At 45.0% G+C, this 25764-nt stretch carries 20 protein-coding genes; 9 read left to right on the plus strand and 11 right to left on the minus strand.

Going from position 1 to position 25764, the window contains the following annotated elements; all coding sequences use genetic code 11:
* The first annotated feature begins 211 nt into the window (after nucleotides 1-211).
* The 6 genes from NC99_RS19065 (at nucleotide 212) to NC99_RS19090 (ending at nucleotide 6456) form a co-directional block, all read left to right on the plus strand.
* Entirely contained in the window at nucleotides 212-1387 is a 1176-nt protein-coding gene (locus NC99_RS19065) for a radical SAM protein (RefSeq protein ID WP_053187694.1), read from the plus strand.
* Nucleotides 1380-2960 carry a polyprenyl synthetase family protein gene (locus NC99_RS19070; protein ID WP_053187698.1) on the plus strand — a complete coding sequence of 527 codons (1581 nt, stop codon included), beginning with the start codon at nucleotides 1380-1382 and terminating at the stop codon, nucleotides 2958-2960. Before NC99_RS19065 ends, NC99_RS19070 begins: the two co-directional genes overlap by 8 nt.
* 11 nt (nucleotides 2961-2971) lie before the next feature.
* The gene (locus NC99_RS19075; RefSeq protein WP_053187701.1) at nucleotides 2972-3802 is read left to right on the plus strand and encodes a hypothetical protein; all 831 of its coding nucleotides are present in this window, start codon (nucleotides 2972-2974) and stop codon (nucleotides 3800-3802) included.
* Nucleotides 3803-3909: 107 nt separating this feature from the next.
* Nucleotides 3910-4167: a DUF6364 family protein gene (locus tag NC99_RS19080; RefSeq protein ID WP_053187704.1), complete on the plus strand. Its 258-nt coding sequence runs from the start codon at nucleotides 3910-3912 to the stop codon at nucleotides 4165-4167.
* Nucleotides 4160-4585: a type II toxin-antitoxin system VapC family toxin gene (locus NC99_RS19085; protein WP_053187707.1), complete on the plus strand. Its 426-nt coding sequence runs from the start codon at nucleotides 4160-4162 to the stop codon at nucleotides 4583-4585. The genes NC99_RS19080 and NC99_RS19085 overlap by 8 nt, the downstream gene beginning before the upstream one ends.
* A 74-nt stretch (nucleotides 4586-4659) precedes the next feature.
* Entirely contained in the window at nucleotides 4660-6456 is a 1797-nt protein-coding gene (locus tag NC99_RS19090; protein ID WP_053187710.1) for a prenyltransferase/squalene oxidase repeat-containing protein, read from the plus strand.
* Here the strand turns inward: NC99_RS19090 and NC99_RS19095 are convergent.
* The 8 genes from NC99_RS19095 to NC99_RS19130 all read right to left on the minus strand — a co-directional run bounded on the left by NC99_RS19095 (nucleotide 6417) and on the right by NC99_RS19130 (nucleotide 15503).
* The gene (locus NC99_RS19095) at nucleotides 6417-7550 is read right to left on the minus strand and encodes an alanine racemase (protein WP_053187713.1); all 1134 of its coding nucleotides are present in this window, start codon (nucleotides 7548-7550) and stop codon (nucleotides 6417-6419) included. The genes NC99_RS19090 and NC99_RS19095 overlap by 40 nt on opposite strands.
* Before the next feature lie 365 nt (nucleotides 7551-7915).
* Nucleotides 7916-9193 carry an adenylosuccinate synthase gene (locus NC99_RS19100; protein WP_053187716.1) on the minus strand — a complete coding sequence of 426 codons (1278 nt, stop codon included), beginning with the start codon at nucleotides 9191-9193 and terminating at the stop codon, nucleotides 7916-7918.
* Between the two features lie 187 nt (nucleotides 9194-9380).
* Entirely contained in the window at nucleotides 9381-9821 is a 441-nt protein-coding gene (locus tag NC99_RS19105) for a Fur family transcriptional regulator (protein WP_053187719.1), read from the minus strand.
* Between the two features lie 67 nt (nucleotides 9822-9888).
* On the minus strand, nucleotides 9889-12132 hold the full coding sequence (locus NC99_RS19110) for a RelA/SpoT family protein (RefSeq protein WP_053187722.1): 2244 nt from the start codon (nucleotides 12130-12132) through the stop codon (nucleotides 9889-9891).
* A gap of 189 nt (nucleotides 12133-12321) precedes the next feature.
* Entirely contained in the window at nucleotides 12322-13461 is a 1140-nt protein-coding gene (locus tag NC99_RS19115; RefSeq protein WP_053187725.1) for a glycosyltransferase, read from the minus strand.
* Between the two features lie 87 nt (nucleotides 13462-13548).
* Nucleotides 13549-14010, minus strand: coding sequence for an NUDIX hydrolase (locus tag NC99_RS19120; RefSeq protein ID WP_053187728.1), 462 nt, complete (start codon nucleotides 14008-14010; stop codon nucleotides 13549-13551).
* Nucleotides 14007-14912: a tRNA (adenosine(37)-N6)-dimethylallyltransferase MiaA gene (miaA, locus tag NC99_RS19125; RefSeq protein WP_053187732.1), complete on the minus strand. Its 906-nt coding sequence runs from the start codon at nucleotides 14910-14912 to the stop codon at nucleotides 14007-14009. The genes NC99_RS19120 and miaA overlap by 4 nt, the downstream gene beginning before the upstream one ends.
* A 63-nt stretch (nucleotides 14913-14975) precedes the next feature.
* Complete coding sequence (locus NC99_RS19130) at nucleotides 14976-15503, minus strand: IS1096 element passenger TnpR family protein (protein ID WP_053187735.1); 528 nt, start codon at nucleotides 15501-15503, stop codon at nucleotides 14976-14978.
* Nucleotides 15504-15920: 417 nt separating this feature from the next.
* Between NC99_RS19130 and NC99_RS19135 the strand changes: the two genes are divergently transcribed.
* Nucleotides 15921-17105, plus strand: a complete 1185-nt coding sequence (locus tag NC99_RS19135; RefSeq protein ID WP_204375062.1) for an ABC transporter permease — start codon at nucleotides 15921-15923, stop codon at nucleotides 17103-17105.
* A 367-nt stretch (nucleotides 17106-17472) separates the two neighbouring features.
* Here NC99_RS19135 and gap read toward each other — a convergent pair whose 3' ends face one another.
* The gene (gene gap, locus NC99_RS19140) at nucleotides 17473-18480 is read right to left on the minus strand and encodes a type I glyceraldehyde-3-phosphate dehydrogenase (protein ID WP_053187738.1); all 1008 of its coding nucleotides are present in this window, start codon (nucleotides 18478-18480) and stop codon (nucleotides 17473-17475) included.
* A gap of 1224 nt (nucleotides 18481-19704) precedes the next feature.
* Here gap and NC99_RS19150 point away from each other — a divergent pair.
* A complete protein-coding gene (locus NC99_RS19150) occupies nucleotides 19705-23004 on the plus strand; it encodes a T9SS type A sorting domain-containing protein (protein ID WP_053187744.1) in 3300 nt (1099 codons plus the stop codon).
* A gap of 196 nt (nucleotides 23005-23200) precedes the next feature.
* A complete protein-coding gene (locus NC99_RS19155) occupies nucleotides 23201-23941 on the plus strand; it encodes a nitroreductase family protein (protein WP_053187756.1) in 741 nt (246 codons plus the stop codon).
* Nucleotides 23942-23966: 25 nt separating this feature from the next.
* On the opposite strand, the gene NC99_RS19160 is transcribed toward NC99_RS19155, so the two are convergent.
* The gene (locus tag NC99_RS19160) at nucleotides 23967-24671 is read right to left on the minus strand and encodes a LytR/AlgR family response regulator transcription factor (RefSeq protein ID WP_053187747.1); all 705 of its coding nucleotides are present in this window, start codon (nucleotides 24669-24671) and stop codon (nucleotides 23967-23969) included.
* Nucleotides 24668-25708 carry a sensor histidine kinase gene (locus NC99_RS19165; RefSeq protein WP_053187750.1) on the minus strand — a complete coding sequence of 347 codons (1041 nt, stop codon included), beginning with the start codon at nucleotides 25706-25708 and terminating at the stop codon, nucleotides 24668-24670. The genes NC99_RS19160 and NC99_RS19165 overlap by 4 nt, the downstream gene beginning before the upstream one ends.
* Nucleotides 25709-25764: the final 56 nt, after the last annotated feature.

Consider the following 25764-nt stretch of genomic DNA (forward strand, 5'->3'; position numbering starts at 1 on the left):
AGTATTGACATACGACAACTTATTAAAGTATTTGCTCGAATTAAATAGAACATTTTTTAGCTTATTTGATGTGGGACCCACCCCGGCCCTCCCTTTTTAAAGGGAGGGAGGTTCCGGCCAGCCGGAACCGGGTGGGTGAAAAATAACGGACAAATCACTATTCAATGGGCTTAGGTACGTTTTAACAAGCTGAGGAAAAAGAATAAGAAGAATGCTGAAACAACTACTGTTTAAAACAGACAAACGGTGTCTCTATAAGTTTATTTATAACCTGGGGATCAAAGGGGTGCTCAGCTTTAACCGTTTTCAGAACCGCCTGAAAAAGGGCGAATTCTTCCCGGCTTTCCACTTCATTTCGGTCACTGACGATTGTAACCTGAACTGCCAGGGGTGCTGGGTGATGGGCAAGAAAAAAAACAGCCGGATGTCGGCTGAACAACTCGATCAGATCATTACCGAAACCAAAGCGCAAGGCTCCTACTTTTTTGGAATTTTGGGTGGCGAGCCACTGCTGTACAAACCACTTTTCGAGGTATTTGAAAAACATTCAGATTGCTATTTTCAGCTGTTTACCAACGGCACCTTACTTACGGCTGATGTGGCTGAAAAATTGCGCAAATGTGCCAACGTCACTCCGTTGATTAGTTTCGAAGGCGATGAAGAAGTGGCGGATGTTCGCCGGGGAGGAACGAACGTGTGGCAGCGAACCCACGAAGCGATTGACCACGCGACCAATGCAGGATTAGTTACCGGAGTGGCGATGAGCGTTTGCAAGTCGAACCTGGAACTGGCCATGTCGCCCGAATTTATCAACTCGCTGATTAAAAAAGGGGTGACTTACCTGTGGTACTACATTTACCGTCCGGTGGGCGAAAATGCCACGGTTGAACTGAGTCTGAGCCGCGAAGAAATTGAACAACTGCGTAGCCACATGGTGGAGGCACGTACGAAATATGATCTGGCGATTATTGATGCTTATTGGGATGGCGAAGGAAATGGACTGTGCCCGGCGGCCAGCGGCTTGAGCCATCACATCAACGCGTCGGGCTACATTGAGCCTTGCCCGGTGATCCAGTTTGCCACCGACCGGGTTGGCGAAAAACCCTTGGCGGAAATTTATCGTTCTTCTGCCTTTCTAAGAGATTTGAAAGTAGAAATTCCGAAGAAAACCTCGGGCTGCATCATCATGGAAGATCCGCAGTGGCTGGTTGATTTCGTTGAAAAATATGAGGCTGCCGACACCTCGGGACGGGATGATGAAGCTGAACGTTTACGGGCGATGGAGAAGGTTTGCAGTCATGGTTCAGGCAAGCCTATTCCCGAGAAAAGCTGGGCTTATAAATTTGCAAAAAAACGTGCTTTCTTTGGATTGGGCGCATATGGATAAGAAGATGATCAAAACACAACGATTACTCAAAGTACCAACGGATGTGAGGTTGCGCAATGCGCTGCGGAAAGAAGCGGTTCGGCTGGTCGCTGAAAAACAAATCGAACCGCCTGCTGACTTTGACCGCCTGGAAGCGCTGGCCCTGGAGGTTGTTCAAAATCTACAGGTAAACACCGATTACCTGGACTTTGCCATTGTGCTTTGTGGAAATGAAATTTGGCGCGATGTGGTGGCGGCCACCCCTTTTGATCGTCGGTTGCTGTTGTTGCCCCAGTGCCTGAAAAATGCCCTAAACTGCCAGGCCGAAATGGATTCGCTGGGTCTGATTTGTGCCGGATGTAAAGGCTGCCAGATTGATTCGGTGCTGAACAAGGCCGAAGCTTTGGGGTATACCACCTTGGTGGCCGAAGGAACAACCGTAGCAGTTGGTCTGGTTGAGGAGGGAGCGATTGACGCGGTGATTGGTGTAAGCTGCATGCCGGTGCTCCAACGCTCGTTCGAGCCGGTCTCGCGTGCCGCTGTGCCGGTTTTGGGATTGCCATTGTTGCACGATGGTTGCGAAAATACCAATGTCGATTATGGCTGGTTGTTTGAGGAAATGCATCAGTTGAAGCCAAATCCGGAGAAACAACCCCTTTCGGTTTCCTTGCTGAAAGATCAGGTACAGGATTATTTTACGGAATATACCTTGCAGGATTTTTTTCGCGCCCAAGATGTGACCGAGAAACTGGCTAAACGCATGTTGGTGATGGGTGGCCAACGGATTCGCCCTTTGTTGACGGTACTGGCTTATCGTTCCTATTCAAAAGAAGTTCGCGAAGAAATTGCCATGGCATTGGCCATTATTATCGAATGTTTTCACAAGGCTTCGCTTATCCACGATGATATTGAAGATGACGATGATTTTCGGTATGATCAGGAAACCCTGCATAAAACGCACGGCATTCCAGTGGCCATCAACGTGGGCGACTATCTGATAGGCAAAGGGTACCAACTGCTGGCCAACCTGCCTGTTGAACCCAAGCTTTTGGCCGAATCCCTGCGTGTCGTGTCTTCCTCGCACGTCAATCTGTCCACCGGGCAGGGTGCCGATTTGATGTTGGGCACTGACTTCCGTTCCCTGGCGGTGGATCAGCTGTTGAAAATTTTCACCCAGAAAACCGGAGAGGCAGTGAAAGTAGCATTGCTGCTTGGTGCGATTAACGGAGGAGCACCGGCCGATGAACTGACAAGACTGGAAACCTTCTCTGACTGGTTTGGAATCGCCTACCAGATTCGGGATGATCTGAATGAATTCCGCGAAGAAGATTCGCTGGAGCAAATGCAACATTTTCCGTTTCTGTTGGCCTTGTTGAATGAACGGTTCTCTGAAAATGGGCACCAACTTCGCTTGGCTGAGCTGGAAAAAATGGACTCCATTCAGTTACGTCAGGTAATTGTTGACGAGCAGGTTGACCGGCATGCTGAGGCATTTTTGAAATTGTATGTGGATAAATGCTACCAGGAACTGGATCAATTACAGAATTTGAAACTGAAGCTCAGCTTATACGGCGTGATGGGCAAAGTTTTCTGATCCTGGCTGCTATGCGTCTCGAAAAGAACCATATTCCCCTTTACCAACAATTTATTCATCGCGTGCACGCCGGTTTGCAATTGCTTGATGAGGAAAGTCGGCAGGAAGTTGTCCGGTTTGTTGTTGACAGGCAACACCGCAGTGGTGGCTTTATGGATCGGGGCGAACAGCCGGATTTGTACTATTCGCTGTTTGGTTTTTGGCTGGCTTCGGCTTTGGAATTGCGCCCCGAGTTGGAACATCTGAAAGAATTTGTTCGCGAGCGGAAGGAAGAAACGAATCCGGTTGACCGCTTTGCCCTGATGTTACTTCAACAAGCTTTTTTTGAGAAAAAAGAAGGTCGGCTCCAATTTTTTAGAGAACTTTTAAAGAACGTCCATCCCGTTAACTTTTCCTATCAGCTTTTCTTATTTTTATTGGTTTTTGATGCCCGCTATGGTAAAAAGGGCTGGCTGTATTTTTTTGTGCGGCTGCTGTTGCGCTGGTATCAACCGCCAGTGGGCGCACCATGTAGTTTGCTTGCCGCCTTAACGGTGGCCCGTGGCGAAGTGGGTTTACCAAGTCAAAAGATGCAGCAGCAGTTGCTCGCTTATTTCAAGGAAGATATTGGGTTTAGAGCGTTTGAGCAGGTTGAAACCGGCGATATGCTGTCGATGGGCGTGTCGTTGTTTGCTTTGCAGAAAACCGGATTCGACCTTCGACTGATCGCACCAACATGCTTCGATTTTATTCAGCAAAATTTTGATCGGGGTGCTTTCCTGTCGGGCGATGGCGACCTGACCCGCGATTTGGAATACACCTTTTATGGCTTGCTGGCGTTGGGGAGTTTGGCAGATGATTAAATTAGAACGTTGGGCGTAGGCTAATCGTTCCTGAATGGATCTACTTGTACGAGCAAAACCTTCTTTGTACATTTACACGTATAAAATATCAGAAAAACAGGAGTGTCATGAATACGAAACTTACCTTAACAATCGAGCAACGAATTATAGCAAGGGCGAAGAAGTATGCCAAAAAAAGAGGTCGTAGTTTGTCTGATATCATAGAAAACTACTTAATGGTAATTACAAAGGAGGAGCGTAGTAGCGCTGTCGAAATAACTCCCTTGACAAAATCGTTAAGAGGCTCCTTCAAAGCGGCAAAGGATTTTGACTATAAGGAAGAATTGTCCAAAGGGCTATCTGAAAAGTACCTGTCACATGAATAAGGTCCTAATTGATACCGATGTTATTTTGGATTTTTTCTTTGACAGGGAGCCATTTTCTGAGTATGCTGCACAGGTTTTTTCTCTCTGTGAATCAAAAAAAATCAAAGGATTTGTCACTCCGGTGATTTGCAGTAATACATACTACCTGTTGAGACGAAACGCAAAGCATGAGAAGGTTATTGAAAAGCTTAGCCAACTATTAACAATTATGGATGTTTTGTTGGTGGACAAAGAGGTGATAAATAGAGCTTTACGTTCAGGATTTAAGGATTTTGAAGACGCATTGCAGAATTTTGCTGCTGTTCAATCAGGTTTTATTGATGTGATTTTAACCAGGAACGTAAAAGACTACGCAAAGAGCAGTATTGGTGTATTGACTCCTGAAGACTACGTCAAATCAATCATTGCCGATAAGTGAGCAAAAATTTCCTAAACACCTGATATCTGGTATGTTAGACCTACAGTGGACTGCATTAACTGGTAAAAGACAAGATGACAAAACAAGATTTACAAAGCCGTTTTGATGAACTGTCCCAAATTCTATTGGGTGATATGAATCCGGAGGGTTTTTGGACCGGTGAATTGTCATCCAGTGCGCTGGGTGTGGCAGTTGCTGTCGCTGCTTTGCACTTTCACGATCCGAAAGCGCACCATGCAGAAATCCAAAAAGGTTTGAGTTGGCTGCAATCAAATGTGAATAGCGATGGCAGCTTTGGCGATACGCCCGAAAGCCCAGGCAATGTGAGTACCAGTTTGCTGGTTTACGCAGCGACCAACCTGTATGCCCGCTCGGATGACTCAACGGCTCGATTGCAAGTAAAAATTGCAGGCTACCTGGCTTCGCAAAACATCGATGTTCATTCCGCCCAAGTTGCCAAAGTCATTCTCAATCATTATCAGAAAGATTATACGTTTTCAGTCCCGATCCTGACGCTGTGTGGCTTGTGTGGTGTTCCCGGTGGCGAGGCGTTTAGGCACATTCCGCAGTTGCCTTTCGAACTGGCTTTGTTGCCCGGTAAGTTTTACAGAGTGCTGAATTTGAGCGTGGTCAGTTATGCGATTCCGGCTTTGATTGCCGTAGGAATTGTGGTTTTCAAGAAGAAGCCGTCAAATGCATTCGGTCGATTGGTGCGAAATTGGTCGATTAAGCCGGCATTGGCCTTGCTGCACCGGTTGATGCCAGCGAGTGGCGGGTTTCTGGAGGCCATTCCGCTCACTGCATTTGTTGTTTTAAGTTTAATTGAAGCAGGATATCGTGATCTGGAGGTGGTTGAACAAGGTATTCAGTTTTTAAAGAAAACCCAGCGTGCTGACGGAAGCTGGCCCATTGACATCAACTTGTCGACCTGGGTAACAACTTTAGCTGTCAAAGCTTTGCGCACGAAAAAGGATGAAGTACTGACTCCGGAGATGAAAAGCCGCTTGACTGATCATTTAAGAAGTATTCAAAATCGGCAGGTTCACCCATTTAACCGAAGCGCCCCCGGTGGCTGGGGATGGACTAACCACAGTGGTTCGGTTCCCGATGGCGATGACACACCGGGAGCGATTTTGGCTCTGCTTCAACTTCAGCCCAAGGAAGAAGTGAAGGGAGTCGTTTTGGCGGGATGCGGCTGGTTGTTGAAGCTTCAAAACAGCGATGGTGGAGTTCCAACCTTCTCCAAAGGTTGGGGAAAGCTGCCCTTTGATCAAAGCTGTGCGGATTTAACCGGGCATAGCTTATTGGCTTTTTCTGCCTGCCTGAATGCTTACCACGGCGAGTTCAGTCCTGTTGTTTTCAAAGCCTATCGGCAAGCTTTTTTGCGGATGCTTAATTATCTTCAGAAACACCAGCGGCAGGATGGCAGTTGGTTGCCTTTATGGTTTGGAAACCAGCACACAGCCAATCATACCAATCCGGTCTATGGAACAGCCAAAGTGCTGACTTATTTGAAAGATGTGTTACAGCATGGCTGGTTCGATTCCAATATTCGGGCTAAAATTGGGAGTTTGGTCGAATCAGGTGAGCGGTTTTTAGTGGGAGTCCAGAACGCAGATGGTAGCTGGGGTGGAGGAGAAGCCATGCCGGGAACGATTGAAGAAACCGCGTTGGCAATTTCTGCACTGGCCGGTAAGCAGCACTGCAAGATATGCCAGGCCGGGTTTGGCTGGCTGGATAAAACTTACCAGCAAAACGGATTGCAAGCCGCGCCGATTGGTTTGTATTTTGCCTCGCTTTGGTACGATGAGAAACTGTATCCGCTGACGAGTTACGTTGAGGCTTTAGCCCGGGAGCTGGAGTGTTCGTGAGCTTTGGGAATCATGGGTAAGTGTTCGCCTTCGGTGGTGTAGTAACTGCCCATTAAGTTTGCGGTGAGACAGCTATGGACTGGAATAATCTCAACCAAATCGCCAACATTGATCAAGTGAAAGTCTTTGTAGGTTATTTTCAAAATTCCATTTTCCTGCGACATGCCGCACAGGTAATTTTTTTCATCGAGCAGAATTTTTTCCTTACCCTGGCGCACCACAATTTGACCGTAAAGGCTTTTCCCGTCAATGTTAATGATGGAATCTTTGGAGATGTGAATGGCACCGCCGTAAATGGTAATCTCGTTGCGCGAACCATGCTTGGCAATGACCGGGCACACCAGCCGAATGGCAATGTCTTCAAAATTGCAGCTGCCCAGTTTGAGTTGCATCAGGTCGTAGAAAACAAAATTTCCCGGCCGAATTTCATCTACGCCATCAAAATTTTCACAAATGCTTTGCGAGGGCGTATCGCCCATAGAAACAATGAGGTCGGGCCAGTCTTTTTTATAACGGCTTTTGAGCGAACGCATTTTCAGCAGCGCGTCAAAATGAAAGTTGTAAATTTCGTGCCGGGTTTTCGCCTGGTAGGTGTGGCCGGCATGGGTTAGGAATCCTTTGAATTGAATGGCCGGATTTTGTTTGATAATTTCAAATAGGTTATCAATTTGGTTGGTTTTGCTGGCCATGATTCCTGTGCGGTTATGGCCGGTATCAATCTCAATAAATAAGCCAACAGGCGATTTGATAAACTTGGCCAGTTGGGTCATCGCGTCCCGGTTTTCAACCAATAGGTTGAGCTTTATTTTCTTGGCCAGAGCGTTGATCTGGTTAATTTCAAGAATATTAACCGGGATTGCAATCGTGATGTCATCCCAGCCATGTTTAGCGAAATAGTTTGCCATTTGAACGGATGATACCGTGATGGCAGTTACGCCGGCATCGCGAAACCATTCTCCCACAGCTGCCGATTGGTGTGTTTTAAAATGAGGCCGGAAGAGCAGGTTTTTGGCCTTGGCTTTTTGAGCCATTCGATCAATGTTTCGTAAACATACCTCTTTGTCGAGGATTAAAGTTGGGCGCACAATATCCATAAACGTTCAGTCATTTTTTGGTTTCAGTAAACTGCTATCCAAAACTTTTCTTACACAGAAAAATTTTCGAACGTCCGCTTGATAAAAAAAACATACCGGTTTTTATTATCGATCTCTCAAATCGCAATGACTTGTTTCGACCTGACGTAAACCAGTTCATATTGTTGCTGTTGCGCTCGAGTCTTTTTTCACAAGCACAAGAAAGTCCAAATCGTCGAAATTTCGCAACAGCACAGTATTGTTATTCGAAATAAGTCGTCTAAAAGTAATATTTTAACTGAAATCTGGAAAGGATTGAAAGTGAAAACAATGAAAAAGAGCCTCAGATCGAGGCTCTTTTTCATTATTCTTATCAACTGAAGCTGTTATTCTTTCCCTGTGAGGATGGTTTGGTCGCGGTTTGGTCCAACCGATGTAATGGTAATTGGCAGTCCGGTTTCATCTTCAATAAAATTGATGTAGTTATTCAACTCTTCCGGAAATTCATTTTGGTGCGTCAGTTTGGTCAAGTCTGTTTTCCATCCGGGAAGCTCCACGTAAATGGGTTTTACCTTGTCGTCCAGTTCAAACGGAAATTTGTCAACCACTTCGCCATCAATTTCATAGCCCACGCAAACTTTAATGGTGTCAAAATCATCCAGCACATCCCCTTTCATCATGAACAGTTCGGTTACGCCGTTGATCATGATTGAATATTTTAGTGCTACCAAATCGAGCCAGCCGCAGCGGCGCGGGCGACCCGTTGTCGATCCGTACTCGTTTCCTGCATCGCGCAGCTTCTGCCCAGTTTCGTCGTGAAGTTCAGTTGGGAAAGGCCCCATGCCAACACGGGTGCAATAGGCCTTGAAGATGCCGAAAACTTTTCCAATTGTTTGCGGGGCGATGCCCAGTCCGGTGCAGGCTCCGGCACAAATGGTGTTTGATGAAGTGACAAATGGGTATGAGCCAAAGTCAATGTCGAGTAGAGTTCCCTGGGCGCCTTCGGCCAGCACCGATTTTTCATCGAGCAACAGATCGTTCACCATGTGTTCGCTGTCGACAAAAGTGAATTCTTTCAACACTTCAATTCCTTCAAACCAGTCTTTCTCCACTTCGGTGAGCAGTTCTTGATAGTCGAATTGAAAAAACTTCTCGAGCAGTTCTTTGTGGGCGTTGGTTCGTTCGGCATATTTTTGCTCAAAGCCTTGGCCCAAATCACCCACACGTAAACCATCGCGACCAATTTTATCTTTGTAGGTCGGTCCAATTCCTTTGAGTGTCGAGCCGATTTTGGTATCGCCTTTTGCGGATTCAGATGCAGCGTCAAGTAATTTGTGTGTCGGTAAAATTAAATGGGCTTTCTTCGAAATATATAGGTTTTTGCGTAGGTCGAGACCGTATTTTTTGAGTGACTCAATTTCTTTTTTAAACACTAAAGGATCCAGAACCACCCCGTTTCCGATCAGGTTCACTTTGTTTTCGTGAAAAATTCCCGAGGGTATGGAGTGCAACACTTGTTTAAAGTCGTTGATTTCAAGCGTGTGTCCGGCATTGGGGCCGCCTTGAAACCGGGATATGGCATCATATTTTGGGGTTAAGACGTCAACAATTTTTCCTTTTCCTTCGTCTCCCCACTGGAGACCTAAAATAACATCTACTTTCATTCTATTTGATTTACAAATTTTCAAGCATAATTAAACCGCAGAAATAGAATCTGTTAGGTGGATTCCTTTCTACGGTGCCGAATTGAAAATTATTTGGCCAATAAAATTAAGAATTATTTTTTCATTCGGGCATAAAAAAACCTCTGTTTCAGCAGAGGCTGTTTATTTATAATGAGTATAAAACAAACTAAGATTCAATGCTTTTCCCATATATGTATAAGGTATGGTGAGAAAGCTTAAAATTATATTTTAGGCAGGCCTCTTCAATGATTTCCCGAATACGGGGATCATAGAATTCTTTAACGACTCCGTTGTTAATGTCAATCAGGTGGTCGTGTTGCAGGGTGGCGAATGCTTTTTCAAATTGGGCAATGTTTTTTCCAAATTGGTGTTTCACAACCAGCTTGCATTCCAGCAGCAGGTCAATGGTGTTGTATAGTGTCGCCCTGCTTACCCGGTAGTTCTTATTTTTCATTGAAATATAGAGCGATTCAATGTCAAAATGCCCTTCGCGCGAGTAAATCTCGTCGAGAATGGCAAATCTTTCGGGGGTTTTTCGATGCCCATTTTTCTCCAGATATTCTGTGAACATATTCTTCACAGTATCTTTAGTCTTATGGTTATTCATATTTAAACCAATTTAAAATAGAGCTCAAAAATAGTAAAAATAAAGGATTGTTTAGACTAAATAAAAACTAATTCTCGATTTTTTCAATCCGTTCAATCGTGTCTATCCCTTTGATTTTCATTAATCGGGAAATTAGTTTATTCAAGTCATCGAGGTTGTGGATGTAGATAAACAGATCGCCTTCGAAAATGCCATCATGCGTGTCAAACAGCACGGTGCGCATGTTGATGTTGTTTTGTTTGGAGATGATGTTGGTGACTTCGCTAACGATTCCAACCCGGTCGAACCCATTGATTTTGATGCGGGTGAGATAGGATCTTTTTTTGAAATTGGTCCACTCCGCCGTAATGATTCGGTCGCCTTGCTGCGACATCAGTTTGTTCGCTTCGGGGCAATTGCGCTTATGGATAATTACATGGTTATTTGAGGTCATGTACCCGAGCACATTGTCGCCGGGTATAGGTTGACAACATTTGGCGAGCGTGTAGTTGGTTTCGTCGGGATCTTCCTTCAGTAAAAAGGTATTTTTTTTATTGATTTGAGTTTTCGGCAGTTCGAGCTCCAGTTCGCTTTCTTCGTCTTTGTTTTTTCCAAACGACAGCTTCCAGTATTTGGCCAGTTTATTTTCGCGTCGTGTTTTTAAAATGCTTTCCAAGTCGTCGATTTGGATGAACCCCATACCAACATGGGCATACAATTGGTCTTTGTTTGAAAGATTGTAATGCGAGCTTAGCTTTTTTAACGTATCGGAAGAAGGTTTTATCTTATGTTCTTTAAGTTTGTTTTCAATGATTTCACGTCCTTTTTCAAGGTGCATTTTTTTGTCCATTTTGAAGGCCTGCTTCACCTTCGATTTGGCCCTGGCGGTGGTCATAAACTGAAGCCACGAAAGGTCGGGCGATTGGGTTTTTGAAGTCAGGAGCTCGACCTGGTCGCCACTTTGCAAGACATAGCTGACGGGAACCAGCTTGTGGTTAATTTTTGCGCCAATGCAATGATTCCCGAGATCGGTGTGGATTTCGTAGGCGAAGTCGATGACGGTTGCTCCTTTGGGGAGGTTGATCATGTCGCCTTTGGGTGTGAAGATGACAATTTCGGACGAAAACAAATTCATTTTAAATTCATCCAAAAACTCCATCGCATCCGATTCCGGATTTTGCAGCATCTCCCTGATCTTTTCCAGCCATTTGTCCAGCTCCGATTCGGGCGATTGAACACCTTTGTATTTGTAATTGTAATGGGCTGCAAAACCACGTTCGGCCACTTCATCCATGCGTTCGGTCCGGATTTGAACTTCGACCCATTTTCCTTGCGGGCTCATCACGGTAACATGAAGCGCTTCGTAGCCATTGGCCTTGGGAATGGTAATCCAATCACGAATCCGGTCGGGTTTTGGCTTGTAAATGTCCGTGATTAACGAGAGAATGTCAAAGCACTGCCGCTTTTCCGACACGTTGGGTTTGGGTTTAAATACAATCCGAATGGCCATCAAATCATACACTTCGTCGAATGACACGCCTTTGGTTTGCATTTTATTCCAGATCGAGTAAATCGATTTAAGGCGGCCGGAAACCGTAAACTCAATGCCCTCCTTTTCCAGTTGTTCCTGAATTGGTTTGACGAATACATCAATCATGGATTCCCGTCGCTCGCGTTGGCTGTGCAGCCGGAAGACAATCTGGTTGTAGGTTTCCGGTTGCTTGTACTTCAGGCTAAGGTCTTCCAGCTCCGTTTTTATGGAATAAAGTCCCAGGCGGTGAGCCAAGGGGGCAAAAATATAGAGCGTTTCGGCAGCAATTTTCAGTTGTTTGGGCAGTGGCATACTGTCGAGCGTGCGCATGTTGTGCAGCCGGTCGGCCAGCTTAATCAGAATGACCCGGACATCGTCGGAGAGGGTCATCAGCATTTTCCGGAAGTTGGTGGCTTGTTTCGAATCGTGTTGGGCGGTAATTTCATCCGATAGTTTAGTCAGTCCGTCAACAACTTTGGAGACTTTTTCGCCAAAAAGGTTTTGAATGTCGTCCAGATTGTAGTCGGTATCTTCAACAACATCGTGTAGAATGGCTGAGATGATTGATGTGGCTCCCAGGCCCATTTCGCTCGAAACAATTTGGGCAACAGCCAGTGGGTGAATTATATAAGGTTCGCCTGATTTTCGCTTAACACCGGCATGGGCACTGTTGGCAAATTCAAAAGCTTTTTGAATGCGCTCACGTCCATCGTCGGATATGCGCTGGCCGAAAGTATTGGTCAAATTATCGTAGTAGTCAGCAATTAACCGCTGTTCTGCTTTGGTTTGCAATTTATTCATCTCCTTTATCCTACAAGTGTTGACACGATTCAATTTGCGAGGGTTAAATATAGACTATTTCTTAGAAAAACCGGACTCAATGATCTTCTGATAAGCCCAAATTTCACCCATCGTTAATGAAAGGAATCAGCTGCTATATTTGTTCAGGCTGGTAAGTTATCGTTTTCTGAAGCGTGTTCCACCGCTGTGTTAGCCAATCTCGTCATAAACCGACAGGAAGGCATCGACCATTTTTTGCCAGGAAAACTTCTTCTTTTCTTCTTTAATGTTTTCTTCGAAAGCAACTTGTCGTTTGTTTTGGTAGAAATCGACGATGGCATCGGCAATGGCCGTTTCGTTGGGTTCAACCACATAGCCAATTTTCTGATCCGGAATAATTTCAGAAAGGCCACCCACATTGGTCACGAGCATGGCTTTCTCGAAGTGATATCCAATTTGAGTGACACCGCTTTGGGTGGCACTTTTGTAGGGTTGCACCACCAAGTCCGCTGCACTGAAATACTGGTTCACCCGTTCATTGGGTATGAAGTCGGTGTGCAGAAGCACGCGTTCGTTTAAATTCAACTCGGACAACAATTGCAGGTAAGGTTCGGGTTTGGTATAAAATTCCCCAGCGACAATCAGCTTCACCGGAAGTTTTTCAAGGCGTTCATCCGCCATCGCTTTTAGCAAAATGTCCAGTCCTTTGTAATCGCGGATAAAACCGAAAAACAGTAGGTAGCTGGTTGTTGGCTCCAGTTGAAGCTGTTTTTTTGCTTCGGATTGGTTCAGCCGCTCGCCAAAATTGTCAAACAGCGGGTGAGGGCAAAGCGCTCGTGGAAGTTTGGGATTGAAAGCGTCAATGTCGTTGAGTACGGATTGAGACATGGCCACCATGCCATCAATACTCTTCATGAAGTAGCTGGTTAGCAGCTGATCGCCGGGCCTTTTCTCATGTGGAATGATGTTGTCGGCCAGGCAAATAACCTTGGTGTGTTTGTTTTTTCGAATGAGGCGGCAAATGGTGCCCAAAGCAGGCCCCATAAATGGCAGCCAGTAGCGAACCATAAGCAGGTCGGGCTTCTCCCGCCGGATACGATTTCCTATTCTGGCCCAGTTGAGGGGATTGACGGAATTGACGGTCCGTTTGATTTTCAGGTGCTCCGGTGCTTTCCCTTCAACATACTGCGATTTTCCGGGGAACAGTATGCCGGGGTATTGCATGGTGAAGGTTTCAATGTCAACCTGGTGTCCTTGGTTCTGAAATTCTTCAGCAAGTCGTTCGTTGTAGGCGGCCAGCCCTCCGCGAAACGGGTAAGCCGGGCCAATTATTTTAATGGTTTTTGTCATCTGTTTATGGTGATTTCTCAATTTGCCTTGCTTTGTTTCATTGGCAAATGGACGATGCCCGTCGTATCATCCTTTGTTTTCCAGACGCTAAATTTCTGCTCTTTTCAGCAAATTTGCAACATGTTTATCAATTGGGAAAGTTAATTCGTCAGGATTGAGTGTTTTTAGTTCGACCCATCGGAACGACTGGCTGCCGTTTTTCATGATTTCAAAATCAAAAGGTATTGTCGAGATTTTGAAATTGACCGGAGGCTTTATTTTTGCCGTATAATAAATGCTGAGGAGTTGATGATCATCGTAAAAAAGTGCTTTCTGATAGAAATCGGTGGTGTAAAAATGCTTGATGTCTTCAATTTCCTGCTGACATTCTTCGCGCATTTCGCGTTTCAAACAGTCCACGGGCCCTTCTCCAAAATGAAGGCCTCCGCCCGGAAATTTAGTCATCTTGGTGTTGAGCTGAAATTCGTCCGTTATCAGGATTTCATTTAGATCGTTGATGAAAAGTCCATAAACACGAATGGTAAATTTGGTAGGAATGGCTTGGCTCATTGTTTTCTGTTTTGCTCAATAAACGCGATAATTTCGTTTGTTTGGTGAGGCTCAAACCAATGGATGGCCTCGTCTTTTCTCAGCCAGGTTAGTTGTTTTCGCGCGTAACGGCGGCTGTTTCGTTTGATGAGTTCCACTGCTTTTTCCTTGCTGATTTCCTTATCGAACCAGGCAAACAGCTCTTTGTAGCCAACCGTGTTCAGCGAATTTAAATGTCGGTGCGCGTAAATACTTCTGGCTTCCGCTTCCAGCCCGGCTTGCATCATTTGGTCCACGCGTTGGTTGATTCGGTCGTACAATTGTTCCCGGTCCATATTCAACCCAATTTTCAGTATTTGGAACGGGCGTTTTTTGGTTGTTTCTGTTCGGAAGGAGGAGTATGGTTTGCCGGTCATTAAACAAACTTCAAGCGCGCGAATTAGTCGTTTGGGGTTTCTCAGATCGACTTGTTGATAGTAAGTTTCGTCGAGCTGCTTCAATTGAAGGCGCAGATGTTCAATTCCTTTTTCCTCGAGTTCGCGCATCAGTTTTTCGCGAATCTGCAAGTCAACATCCGGCTGGTCGTCAATCCCTTTGCACACGGCATCAACATAAAGCATGGAGCCGCCGGTCATAACCAACAGGTCCAGCCGTTTGAAACGTTGATCGATGAGTTCAAGCGCTTCCGTTTCGAAACGGCTGGCGTTGTAGTCTTCGAGTATGGAGTGGGAGCGGATCAGATGATGTGGCACTTGCTTTAACTCTTCCGGAGTTGGAACTGCTGTGCCAATAGAAAGTTCCTTAAAAAGCTGCCTGGAATCGGCCGAAATAATCTCGGTTTGAAAATGTTTGGCCAGTTGAATGCTTAAGTTGCTTTTCCCAATTCCGGTGGGTCCCTGAACGACGAGTAATGTTTTATTCATGTCTTGTTTGCGTAGTACAGGGCAAAGGTAGTTGTTTTGGGAAAAAAGGGAAGGGGACCCGTCTTAGTCCCCTTCGATTAAGTCCTCCATTTCGCCAAAAATTTCGGTATAATCATCTAAATCACCATAATCTTGGTATCTGTTCTCCTGATTGAGAATTTCGAGACCCTGGCCCTGTAGTTCTTCTTCCAGGACTTGAGCAGGGGCATCACCTTGTTTATAGGCGACTTTGTTTTCTTGAAGATGCTTTTCCATGTAAATTTCAGTTAATTCAATATAAAAAGATCTGTCATTAAAAAAATCAAAAACGTAGAGCAATCGTTGCCCTTTCTCTGAGAGGATGTTCTGAAGCGTCGTTTTTCCCATAATTTCAGTCTGGGAACTTGTTCTTCCAAAATCTAAAAAAGTAATTTCTTTTTGTGTGCCATAGTTGCTTCCGGCTGTAAAAAATGAAGCAAGTTGATCGGAGCTGTAGCCGCAACATCGTTGAATGTACCAGTGCAAATCGGCAAAAGTGTTATCGGCATCTATTTCAACGATTCGCACAAAATCAATATTCTCAATAGATGTTATTTTTAATTGATAAATCATTCAGTTTTCTTAAATGAGATTTTGAAAATACAGATGTAATGATTGTTTTTCTTTGCACACAGGCTTTTATAACGGCGATCAGTTCGGAAAGGTTAGGTAATAAATGTTAAAAAAGATTAATTGCCAAAATGGCGGATATAACCAATTGGTGGCTCGTTTCTTAGTGTTCATTTTTTATTTTTTGAGCTGGGCACCTTTCGTGACATATTGAACCGATACTTCGCGAATTCGATGAATATTTGATTTTTAAATTCGAATATTTTATGGGCAAGTTCGTTGGTTTAGTGTAAATTAATTTTGAACTTGAACCGTTTTTTGATTGTCTTGTATTTTTTTTCATTCGAACGATATTTTATGCGATACGGCGGATTACTCTATGAAAATCTGAAGATTTCACTTCAGTCAATTCGGTCGAATTTGTTACGAACAATTTTGACTGTGCTCATTATTGCTGTTGGAATAACCGCGTTGGTAGGAATTTTGACGGCGATCGACTCCATTAAATCATCGATTACCAAAGAGTTCACCTTCATGGGGGCCAATACTTTCTCAATTACCTCGCGGGGAATGAATGTGCAGGTTGGCAACGAGCGGGTGCGGACAAAGAATCATGCGTACATCAATTATTACCAGGCCCGCGAATTTAAGGAGCAGTTTGATTTTCCGGCCTTGGTTTCGGTTTCGGTATCAGCTACGGGTACAGCCACGGTTAAATATGGCTCTGAGAAGTCAAACCCGAATGTGACCGTTCGTGGAGTGGATGAAAACTACCTGCTGGCATCGGGTTTCGAAATAGACAGGGGACGGCATTTGTCGAAAGCCGACCTGGCATCGGGGGCGAATCAGGTCGTTATTGGTGCGGGTTTGGTGCGGCGTTTATTTGGCAAGAATGAAGATCCGCTGCAAAAGGAAATCAGTATTGGTGGCGGGCGTTATCGCGTTGCGGGGACATTGAAGTCGAAAGGAGGCGGATTTGGTGATGGTGGTGACGAAATTTGTTTGCTCCCGTATTCCAATGTCCGGACCTATTTTTCGCGGCCGCAAATGAATTTCAACATCCAGGTGAAAGTGGAAAATACGCAGCTGGTTGATGCGGCTATTGGCGAAGCTGAGGGCACTTTCCGCATTATCAGGGGCCTGAGCCCATCTGATGAGACCGATTTCAATATTGAAAAGAGCGACAACCTGGTGAATATGCTGTTGAATAATATTAAGAACATCACTTTGGTGGCCACCATTATTGGAATGATTACTTTGTTTGGAGCGGCAGTTGGCCTGATGAATATTATGCTGGTGTCGGTTACTGAGCGAACCCGCGAGATTGGCATCCGGAAAGCCACTGGAGCCAATTCGAGCCTGATTAGGCAACAGTTTTTGATGGAGGCCGTGGTTATTGGACAGATTGGCGGCGCTTTGGGAATTGTGTTGGGAATTTTCGTGGGGAACATGGTTTCGATGCTCATCGGTAGTTCGTTTATTGTTCCGTGGCTTTGGATTATTACCGGTGTATTCGTCTGTTTTGGCGTGGGTATTGTTTCGGGCTACTACCCGGCCCAAAAAGCAGCCCGAATGGATCCGATTGAAAGCCTGCGGCACGAATAAGCTTTCTACGGCCAACTTTTCAATCCGATCGTCAACTTCTGAGTTCTACCAAGAAATTTACGATTCTACCGAGAAGTTTTTCGAATCGACCACCAATTTTTGAGTTCTACCGAAAATTTTTCAAACCGACCGTCAACTTTTAAGTTCTACCAGGAATTTTCTGATTCTACCAAGAATTTTTTTGACTCTACCGCCAATTTTTGAGTTCTACCGAGAATTTATCGATTCGATCACGAAATCTTTGGCTCTGCCGCCAACTTTTCAAATCTTCCAGAATCTTTTGACAAACAAAAAAAGGTGCCAGTTTCCTGACACCTTTTCTTATATATCATCTTTCCCCGATAAATTCTGGGAGAGTTGGCTTTAATTACTTCACTGAGTCCATGTACTGAATCAGTTCGCAAACTTTTGCTGAGTAACCCATTTCATTGTCGTACCATGAAACAACTTTCACGAAGTTTGGCGACAAAGAGATCCCAGCACCGGCGTCGAAGATTGAAGTACGTGTGTCGCCAACGAAATCGTTAGAAACAACTTGGTCTTCCGTGTATCCCAAAATACCTTTCAATTCGCCTTCAGAAGCCGCTTTCATGGCTGCACAAATTTCTTCGTACGAAGCACCTTTGTCCAAACGAACGGTCAAGTCAACAACTGAAACGTCAGGAGTTGGAACACGGAATGCCATACCAGTCAGTTTTCCGTTCAATTCAGGAATAACTTTACCTACAGCTTTAGCAGCACCAGTAGAAGAAGGAATAATGTTTTGTCCAGCTCCACGGCCACCTCTCCAGTCTTTCATTGAAGGACCGTCAACAGTTTTTTGAGTGGCAGTCGTGGCGTGAACAGTTGTCATCAAGCCTTCCAAAATACCGAATTTGTCATTCAATACTTTAGCTACAGGAGCCAAACAGTTGGTTGTGCATGATGCGTTTGATACGAAGTTCATGTCGTTGGTGTAAGTTTTTTCGTTTACACCCATCACAAACATTGGCGTGTCGTCTTTTGAAGGCGCTGAGAAAACTACTTTCTTGGCACCGGCGTCAAGGTGTCCCTGAGCTGATTCTTTAGTCAGGAAAAGACCAGTTGACTCAACAACATATTCGGCACCAACAGCACCCCAGTTAATGTCTTTTGGGTTTCTTTCTGCTGTTACGCGAATCTCGTCACCGTTAACGATCAGTTTGCCATCTTTAACAGAAACTTCGCCGTCAAAACGTCCGTGAGTTGAATCATATTTTAGCATGTAAGCCATGTAGTCTACATCGATCAAGTCGTTGATTGAAACAACTTGGATAGTTCCTTTTGCAATAGCCTGACGGAAAACAAAACGACCGATCCGACCAAATCCGTTGATACCGATTTTAATTTTTGACATAGTTGATAATTTAAAAATTAATGAAAGATTATTGTTTTGATTTATTAGCTTTTAAGTACTTTTTTAAAGCACCACAAAATAACTAACTTAAATTAAGAAGATCAAATTTTTCCATTTTGAATTGGATTTTTTGATCAGGGTTTAAAGTACAGTTAATGTTGGCGTGTAAAAGGACATACGAGGATTCGATTGAATGGTTGTTCCAATTGATGATGCCGTCGCATGGTACGCCCGGCAATCGCAGATATTCCCTTTATTGTTGAAGTTATTATTCGCAATGAAGTGGCCACTTCAGCTTGGTGTGTTGTTGGAGTCTCCTGCTAAATTGCCTGTGTTTGCCGCAGTTGTGTCGTAGAAAAGTGCATCGTGCGGTGCCCGTTTGCTTGTGTCCGATGGGACTGAATTTAAGTTCGGGGATTTGTTCTCTCCGGGCAATCGGCTGTAGGCCGGACATCGGCATGTTTTGCAGGAGCTGAAGCCCACAACCACCAGTAAACCAACCATGAAAATTAGATTTTTAGCTATCGCTGTCGTTGTTTTTCCTTTAATGCTCATGCTGTAAAGATATTGTTTTAGCAGAACTGACACAAAAGTACTAACGGCCAACAACTGGTTTTATTTTTTTCGGGAGAATTTTGATTCGCGCTGACTTTCGCTTATTTATTAGATAATTAAGTTTAGCTGTTGTTTTCGATTTTGCCGAACGGTCACAGGCTCAATAGGTCGGATGTTTATAAATTGGACCATTTGTGCAAAAAATGCTTTTTTTGTTCCAAAAAAGTGCTTGTAGTTTGGTGATAAATTTCATAGGTTTGTAAGGAATGTCTCAAATGGTTGAAAAAATGCCTCGAAGGCTTAGGTTCAATGATGAGACAGAAACGACTAAAACCGAAGACTATGGGGAAAATGTTTACTCCGCACCTTTGTATCTCAAGCTTATATTTATGTTTTGGCCCAATGATTTTGTCCCGTATCGGCGACGAAGGTGGGGTTTCGTACCACTGATCGCCGGCGAGGGCGAATCAGCTCAGGTCAATGAAAATGGAATGGTGAGTGAAGGTTAAAAACATCAAATCCTGAAACAAACAATATGAAACAATCAATTTACTTAAGCTGGACGCTCTTCCTCTGGAGGAAAGGGTATCGTATTGTTTTGGTTGTCAATGATTAAATTAGAATATTATATCGCATGATCAATTAAATACAATCTTTAAATCAAATTCTATGAGCAAAAATTTTACTCGGTTTCTTAGTCTAACATTACTTGTCGGCTTTTGCTGCCTGGCCTCTTGGAGCTATGCCCAGGAGTGCACGCTGGAAATCGTTGAAAGTGATGTGGTGTTGGCCGGGCCTGTTTGTGATGGGGGCACGCTAACCTATGAAGTTCAGGGGTACGCTGCTGAACTTTACGAATTCAACTTTGCGGGAAATGGTTTTCTTGCTTCTCCTCAATTTGAGGTGGCCGAAGGTACAATCTTTACGGTCAGCATTCGGGAAATTGCAACAGCATGTGTTTCTAATGAACTCATCATTACGGCTCCTGATGTTGATCCGCTTAGCTTTACGGTAACAACGGAAGATATTTCGTGTAATGGAGCCCGCGACGGTGTGGCCCACATTGTGGTTACCGGCGGCTTTTTCGATGCTGGAAATCCGTATGAGATTCTGGTTTCAAACCAAGGATGGCGGAGTATCTCCGGTTCAACAAAGGATATTGTGATGACGAGTGCCGGGACGTACCAAATTCGGGCAAGAGACGCTTACGGGTGCGAAACGGACGCTCAGGAAATTACAATTGGCGAACCTGATGCCATTACGCTCACCTTAACTCCTGGTTTTTCCGCCGCTGCTTGTCCTTCAGATGAGGCAGGCCATATCTTGGTGGCGGTAGAGGGTGGTAATGATGCGGAGTATACTGTAGTTTTAAACGATGCCGATGGGAATGAAGTTGAAACGGCTGTGACTACTGGCGGAAGTTATCATTTTATGACGGGTTATGCCGCAGGCGACTATACGGTAGTTGCTACAGATAGCAAAGCATGTGAAGGGATGGCCACAACAACAATTGAGGGAATTGATCCCATTGTGTTTTCAGCAGAGGTTGCGCAGGATTTGTTGTGCAAAGGTGCAACTACCGGGATCATTTCAGTGACTGGTGTTGGTGGTGGAACCGAAGGTGCCGGATATGTGGTTGAAGTGTATGACGCTGCCGATGCGCTCGTGACAACGGCTGCTGTTGTCGATGGCGCTGCTGATGTTTCCGGTTTGGCTGCCGGCGATTATGGCGTCTTTGTGCGAGATGGAAACGGATGTTTATCCGAAGCGATTGATCTTAGTATATGGGAGCCGGCTGAAGCCTTAATGCTTGAAGCTACCGTTGATCGGCACATTGGCTGTACCGAAGCTGGCGAATTTACAATTTCGGCCTCCGGTGGTGTTGAAGGATACGTGTATTATTGGGCGATGGTTGATGAAGGCACAGGTATGGTGCCAACCGAAATGTTGCCCGGCGAAACCACAAGCTGGACGCCTGCCAGTGAAGATGGAACTGTAAGCGTAACCGTAGAGACCGCTGCGACTTTTGTCATTTGGGTCACCGATGCAGATGGTATGGGTTGTATGGTTGGTGGCGAATCAGCTCCCGAATGGAGCGTTGAAATTGAGGACGCTGTTCCCCCGGTAACCTTCGATACAGATATTACAAGCCCGGTGTTGTGCAATGGCGATGCCAATGGTGAAATTACCGTTTCCAATATCGATGGTGGTGAAAGTACAGACTATATGGTGTCGGTGGACGGTGTTGACATTGAAGGCATGGTGATCAGCGATTTGGCTGCGGGAACGTATGAAATTACGGTCACCGAAGTTGTGGGTGGGTGTACCACTTCAACAAGCGTTGAAATTACGCAACCCGACGAGCTGGTGATCACTGAATTTATCAAGGTTGAAGGCGTTTTCTCCTGTCCTGATGCCACAGAGGCTTGGTTGGAAACTACCGTCGAAGGCGGAAGCGGATCGTATACATACCAGCTTTATCAGAACGAAATGCCTTTCGGGTCAGTGGTTAGTATCCCATCATTTGTGGTTCCAATTGGTGCAACCTACAGCGTTAAAGCCATGGATGGAAACTGTGAAGTGATGTCTGAATCAATCGAGGTTGATCAGGTCATGGATATTACATTTTCTGTTAAAGATTTAACTTGTTTTGGTGAAGAGTCAGTAACAGTTATGGTTTCTGCATCCGGCGAGCCAGGCCATACGTTTGAAGTGGCTTACGCTCCGGTGGTTGGTGGCGTAGAAGGTGCACTTTCCGCATGGACTCCTTTTGACGCAACCGTCGAATTGGAAGGTTTGTCCTACGTCGATGCGAACGAAGGAAACTATGAATTCTACGTGAGATATGCCTTATACGAATGTGGTGATGCATCTGAAAACATAACGCTTACGCCCGTTGAAAGTGAACTGACAGCGACCGTTGCTCAGGACGATATTGAGGTCACCCTGACACCAGCCGGAGGCGAAGCACCCTACACTTACGAGTTAAACGGTGCAGCAGCGGCAGGTCCTGACTTTGTTTTGATTGAAGGCGAAAATACCATCACCGTGATGGATTCGCGCGGATGTACTTACGATGTGATGCTCACGGCAGATCCAATCAGCTTAACCGCTGTTCCTGCTTCGGGCGATAACATGACACAAACCTTCGATGTGGTGCTGACTTTCAACCGGGAGGTAACGATTGCTGAAGGCGACATTACTGGTGGAACTTATACCCCCGGAACAGCGAGTGAATTTACCGTGGCGATGAGCGGAGCCGATGAAGCCGTGCTTACCCTCACGGTTGGTACAGCAATCGCTGATGCCGCAGGCAATACCTTCGCCGGAGCTGAATTTACCTACACCATTGGCGATAACACGGCGCCAACCTTGGTTGACTATACGCCTACCGGACAATTGGATGACAATCATCCTGAGTTTGTGATTACCTTCAGCGAAGATGTAATCCTGACAAGTGCCGGTGGAAACCTGGTGATCACGCAGGTGGGGGCCAGCGAAGCCCGTTTGGTGATTCCTTTTACAGCCGATGATATCGATGGGACTGTGGTTACCGTAACTTATGAGTATGACCCTGAAGTTGGTGGACTGGATCGTCAGGTGGAGTATTTTGTGAATATCGATGCCGGGACATTTGAAGATGCCGCCGGAAATGAATTTGCAGGACTGAACGACCAAACGACCTGGACTTTCAGGACAGGTGACTGGGCGACTGCAGTTGATGACCAGCTGGGTGGTTCGATGGAATTCAGTGTGTATCCGAATCCTTTTGATGGTTATATCACCGTTAAAAATGCCAGTAAACTTTCACGGATCATCATTTCCAACGTGGCTGGTCAGCGGGTAAAGGATTTGGTGAATCCAACGGAAAACATCCAAACGGGTGATTTGCGGAGTGGAATTTATTTCATTACGCTGGTTGATCAGGATGACAAAATTGCAAGAACAGAACGAATTGTCAAGCAATAATAGATTGGTTAAAATTGATTGAATTGTGAGGGGAGACCGTTGGTTTCCCCTTATTTTTTGGTCAAGAAAAAGCGCGCCATTTGGCCAACTTTACCGGTTTCGGGATTGGGCATACTTGCGTTTTGGACGCGATGCCGATCGAAAGAAATCCTTAACTTTGCCGGTGTCGAATCAAAAAAAAATCAACAACCAGATTATGGAACTTCTATTTCAACACCGATCTATCCGTCAATACAAAGCCGATCCAATAGCCGAAGAGCTTCTGAGTCAGATTATCGAAGCCGGAACACGGGCTTCGAATACTGGCAATATGCAGTTATACAGCGTGGTTGTTACCCGTAATGCCGAACGGAAAGCGAAGTTGGCGCCTTTGCATTTCAACCAGCCCATGGTCAACCAGGCGCCAGTTTTGCTGACCATCTGCGCCGACATCAATCTGTTTAACCAGTGGTGCGATCAACGGGAGGCCAACGCGGGCTACAACAACCTGCTTTGGTTGATGAATGCCACAATTGACGCGTCGCTGTTTGCACAGAACATTTGTGTTGAGGCCGAATCGCATGGCTTGGGGATTTGTTACCTGGGAACAGCCTTGTACAATGCCAAAGAGTTTATTGAGGAGCTGGAATTGCCCAAAGGTGTCGTACCTGTGACGGCCATCGTGCTTGGTTATCCAAATCAAGAGCCGCCGTTGACTGATCGCTTGCCTTTGGAGGCCGTTGTGCACGACGAAAAATATGCTGACAGGAGTAAAGATCAGGTGGACAAGCTTTTTGCACCGAAGGAAGGTTTAGCCAGTTCGAAGCAATTTGTAGCCGAGAATCAAAAGGAAAACCTGGCACAGGTGTTTACCGACGTCCGCTACAAGAAGCCGGACAACGAATTTTTTTCAGCCAAACTGCTGGAGACTTTGCGCGAACAGGGGTTTAATTTGTAGCTGCAAATAAGGGATTCAGATCAATCTACTTGATCACATGTTTGTTGATCAGATCCTGAAATTCCTGGCGGAAATTATTGCCAACCGGAAGTTTATTGCCGTTCACATTCACCAGGTTGCCTTCAATACTTTGAATCTGGTCTAACCGGATCAGGTACGATTTATGCGTTCTGAAAAATTGGTCGGCTGGCAATAGTTCTTCCATCTTTTTCATCGACAGGTTGGTGACCAGGTGCTTATCTTTCAGGTGGATTTTAATGTAATCACCCAGTCCTTCGATGTAACAAATCGATTTAAACTCCACACGGATGGTTTTTTTGTTGGCTTTGATGAAGATGTAGTTCGAATCGTTCTCGTTTTTATGGGCCTGCCGAAGCAATAGCTGGTCTTCCGCTTTTTGAACAGCCTTGAAAAATCGCTCAAACGAAAACGGCTTTTTCAAATAATCCAGAATGTTCAGTTCATAACCTTCCATGGCATAGTCCGAATAGGCTGTGGTTAGAACAACCAGCGGTGGGTTGGTCAGGTTTTTCAGGAGTTCCAGCCCACTTAGCCGGGGCATGTTCACATCCAGAAACATTAAATCAACCGGATTTTCCTTCAGCTTGCTGCTGGCTTCCAGTGCGTTATTGCACACGCAGGTGATTTCAAGCCCGGGAATTTCGTTCGCAAATTGCAGAATGACATTTTGCGCCAGTGGTTCATCGTCAACGATTATTGCTTTAATCATCTCGTTCTTTTTAGTGGAAGTTCCAATTCAACCCTAAAGATATTTTCTTTTTTGCTGATATCTAAATGGTATTCATTTTTTCCATACAGGTATTCCAAACGCTTTTTTGCATTTTCCAACCCAATGCCGTGGGCTTTGCTGTTCGACGGTCGATGATCTTCGTCGTAATTATTCATCGCTTTAAAATGAAGCCAGTCGCCTTTGATATCAATCTGAATATGAATGAAACAAGTGTTGCCAACCGACTGGCAGCTGTGCTTGAACGCATTGTCAACAAAAGGCTCGAAGATTAGCGGAATGATTTGCTGGTCTTGGTAGTCGCCGGTTATTTCGAATCGAACATCGGTTTTAGGCGACAAACGAATGCGCTGCAGTTCGATGAAATTTTGGATAAATTCAACTTCTTTTTGCAGGCTGATGAAGTTTTCGCGTGATTCGTAGAGCACATGCCGCATTAAATCAGCCAGCTTCAGAATCATTTCCGGAGTTTTCTTCGAGTTCGACAACGATAGCGAATAAATGTTATTGAGCGAATTGAACAAAAAATGTGGGTTGATTTGCGCCTTTAGCGTGTTCAGTTCGGCTTCCAGTTTTTCACGCTCAACTTTGTTATATCGAAGTTCAATGTCCTGCATTCTGAGCCAGTCGTTTACAAATTTCACCAGCGACGTAATGCCAACATAAAAGCCGGTGGTGAAAAAGTAGGATGAAAAAAGCTGGGGCCGGCTAAAATGCAACAAGGAATAAAGCAAGGACAAAATAATCAAAGACGATATGGCGAGGGTAATCAGCAACCAGAACGTATAAAAAATATAGTTTTTTCGTTTCAGTAATTTGGGCACTAAAACCAAAAGGTTTACATAAACTCCAAAGGCGAATCCGGTATTCAGAATCACCGCACGCAAGAAATCTTTGCCCGGATTGAAGTGATAATCAGAAACAACATAGAACGAACTCAGCGCAAAAGCCAGGCTGCTCAGCCAGAATAGGACTTGCAGCAGGATTTTAAAACGTTGGTTGTTTTTGACGAATACCATCAAATGCGGTCTTTACGTTTAATCAGCTTGTTGAAGTAATATTTGATTGGGTTGGT

Source organism: Sunxiuqinia dokdonensis (assembly GCF_001270965.1).
Lineage (GTDB): Bacteria > Bacteroidota > Bacteroidia > Bacteroidales > Prolixibacteraceae > Sunxiuqinia > Sunxiuqinia dokdonensis.

What these genes read in the sequence shown, in the direction of transcription:
- NC99_RS19160 (WP_053187747.1), bottom strand. Translation starts at nt 24,671, where the DNA reads ATGATTAAAGCAATAATCGTTGACGATGAACCACTGGCGCAAAATGTC.
- NC99_RS19130 (WP_053187735.1), bottom strand. Translation starts at nt 15,503, where the DNA reads ATGATTTATCAATTAAAAATAACATCTATTGAGAATATTGATTTTGTG.
- NC99_RS19075 (WP_053187701.1), top strand. Translation starts at nt 2,972, where the DNA reads ATGCGTCTCGAAAAGAACCATATTCCCCTTTACCAACAATTTATTCAT.
- NC99_RS19115 (WP_053187725.1), bottom strand. Translation starts at nt 13,461, where the DNA reads ATGACAAAAACCATTAAAATAATTGGCCCGGCTTACCCGTTTCGCGGA.
- NC99_RS19155 (WP_053187756.1), top strand. Translation starts at nt 23,201, where the DNA reads ATGGAACTTCTATTTCAACACCGATCTATCCGTCAATACAAAGCCGAT.
- NC99_RS19165 (WP_053187750.1), bottom strand. Translation starts at nt 25,708, where the DNA reads ATGGTATTCGTCAAAAACAACCAACGTTTTAAAATCCTGCTGCAAGTC.
- NC99_RS19090 (WP_053187710.1), top strand. Translation starts at nt 4,660, where the DNA reads ATGACAAAACAAGATTTACAAAGCCGTTTTGATGAACTGTCCCAAATT.
- NC99_RS19080 (WP_053187704.1), top strand. Translation starts at nt 3,910, where the DNA reads ATGAATACGAAACTTACCTTAACAATCGAGCAACGAATTATAGCAAGG.
- NC99_RS19120 (WP_053187728.1), bottom strand. Translation starts at nt 14,010, where the DNA reads ATGAGCCAAGCCATTCCTACCAAATTTACCATTCGTGTTTATGGACTT.
- NC99_RS19065 (WP_053187694.1), top strand. Translation starts at nt 212, where the DNA reads ATGCTGAAACAACTACTGTTTAAAACAGACAAACGGTGTCTCTATAAG.
- miaA (WP_053187732.1), bottom strand. Translation starts at nt 14,912, where the DNA reads ATGAATAAAACATTACTCGTCGTTCAGGGACCCACCGGAATTGGGAAA.
- NC99_RS19095 (WP_053187713.1), bottom strand. Translation starts at nt 7,550, where the DNA reads ATGGATATTGTGCGCCCAACTTTAATCCTCGACAAAGAGGTATGTTTA.
- NC99_RS19100 (WP_053187716.1), bottom strand. Translation starts at nt 9,193, where the DNA reads ATGAAAGTAGATGTTATTTTAGGTCTCCAGTGGGGAGACGAAGGAAAA.
- NC99_RS19150 (WP_053187744.1), top strand. Translation starts at nt 19,705, where the DNA reads ATGAGCAAAAATTTTACTCGGTTTCTTAGTCTAACATTACTTGTCGGC.
- NC99_RS19110 (WP_053187722.1), bottom strand. Translation starts at nt 12,132, where the DNA reads ATGAATAAATTGCAAACCAAAGCAGAACAGCGGTTAATTGCTGACTAC.
- NC99_RS19085 (WP_053187707.1), top strand. Translation starts at nt 4,160, where the DNA reads ATGAATAAGGTCCTAATTGATACCGATGTTATTTTGGATTTTTTCTTT.
- NC99_RS19105 (WP_053187719.1), bottom strand. Translation starts at nt 9,821, where the DNA reads ATGAATAACCATAAGACTAAAGATACTGTGAAGAATATGTTCACAGAA.
- gap (WP_053187738.1), bottom strand. Translation starts at nt 18,480, where the DNA reads ATGTCAAAAATTAAAATCGGTATCAACGGATTTGGTCGGATCGGTCGT.
- NC99_RS19070 (WP_053187698.1), top strand. Translation starts at nt 1,380, where the DNA reads ATGGATAAGAAGATGATCAAAACACAACGATTACTCAAAGTACCAACG.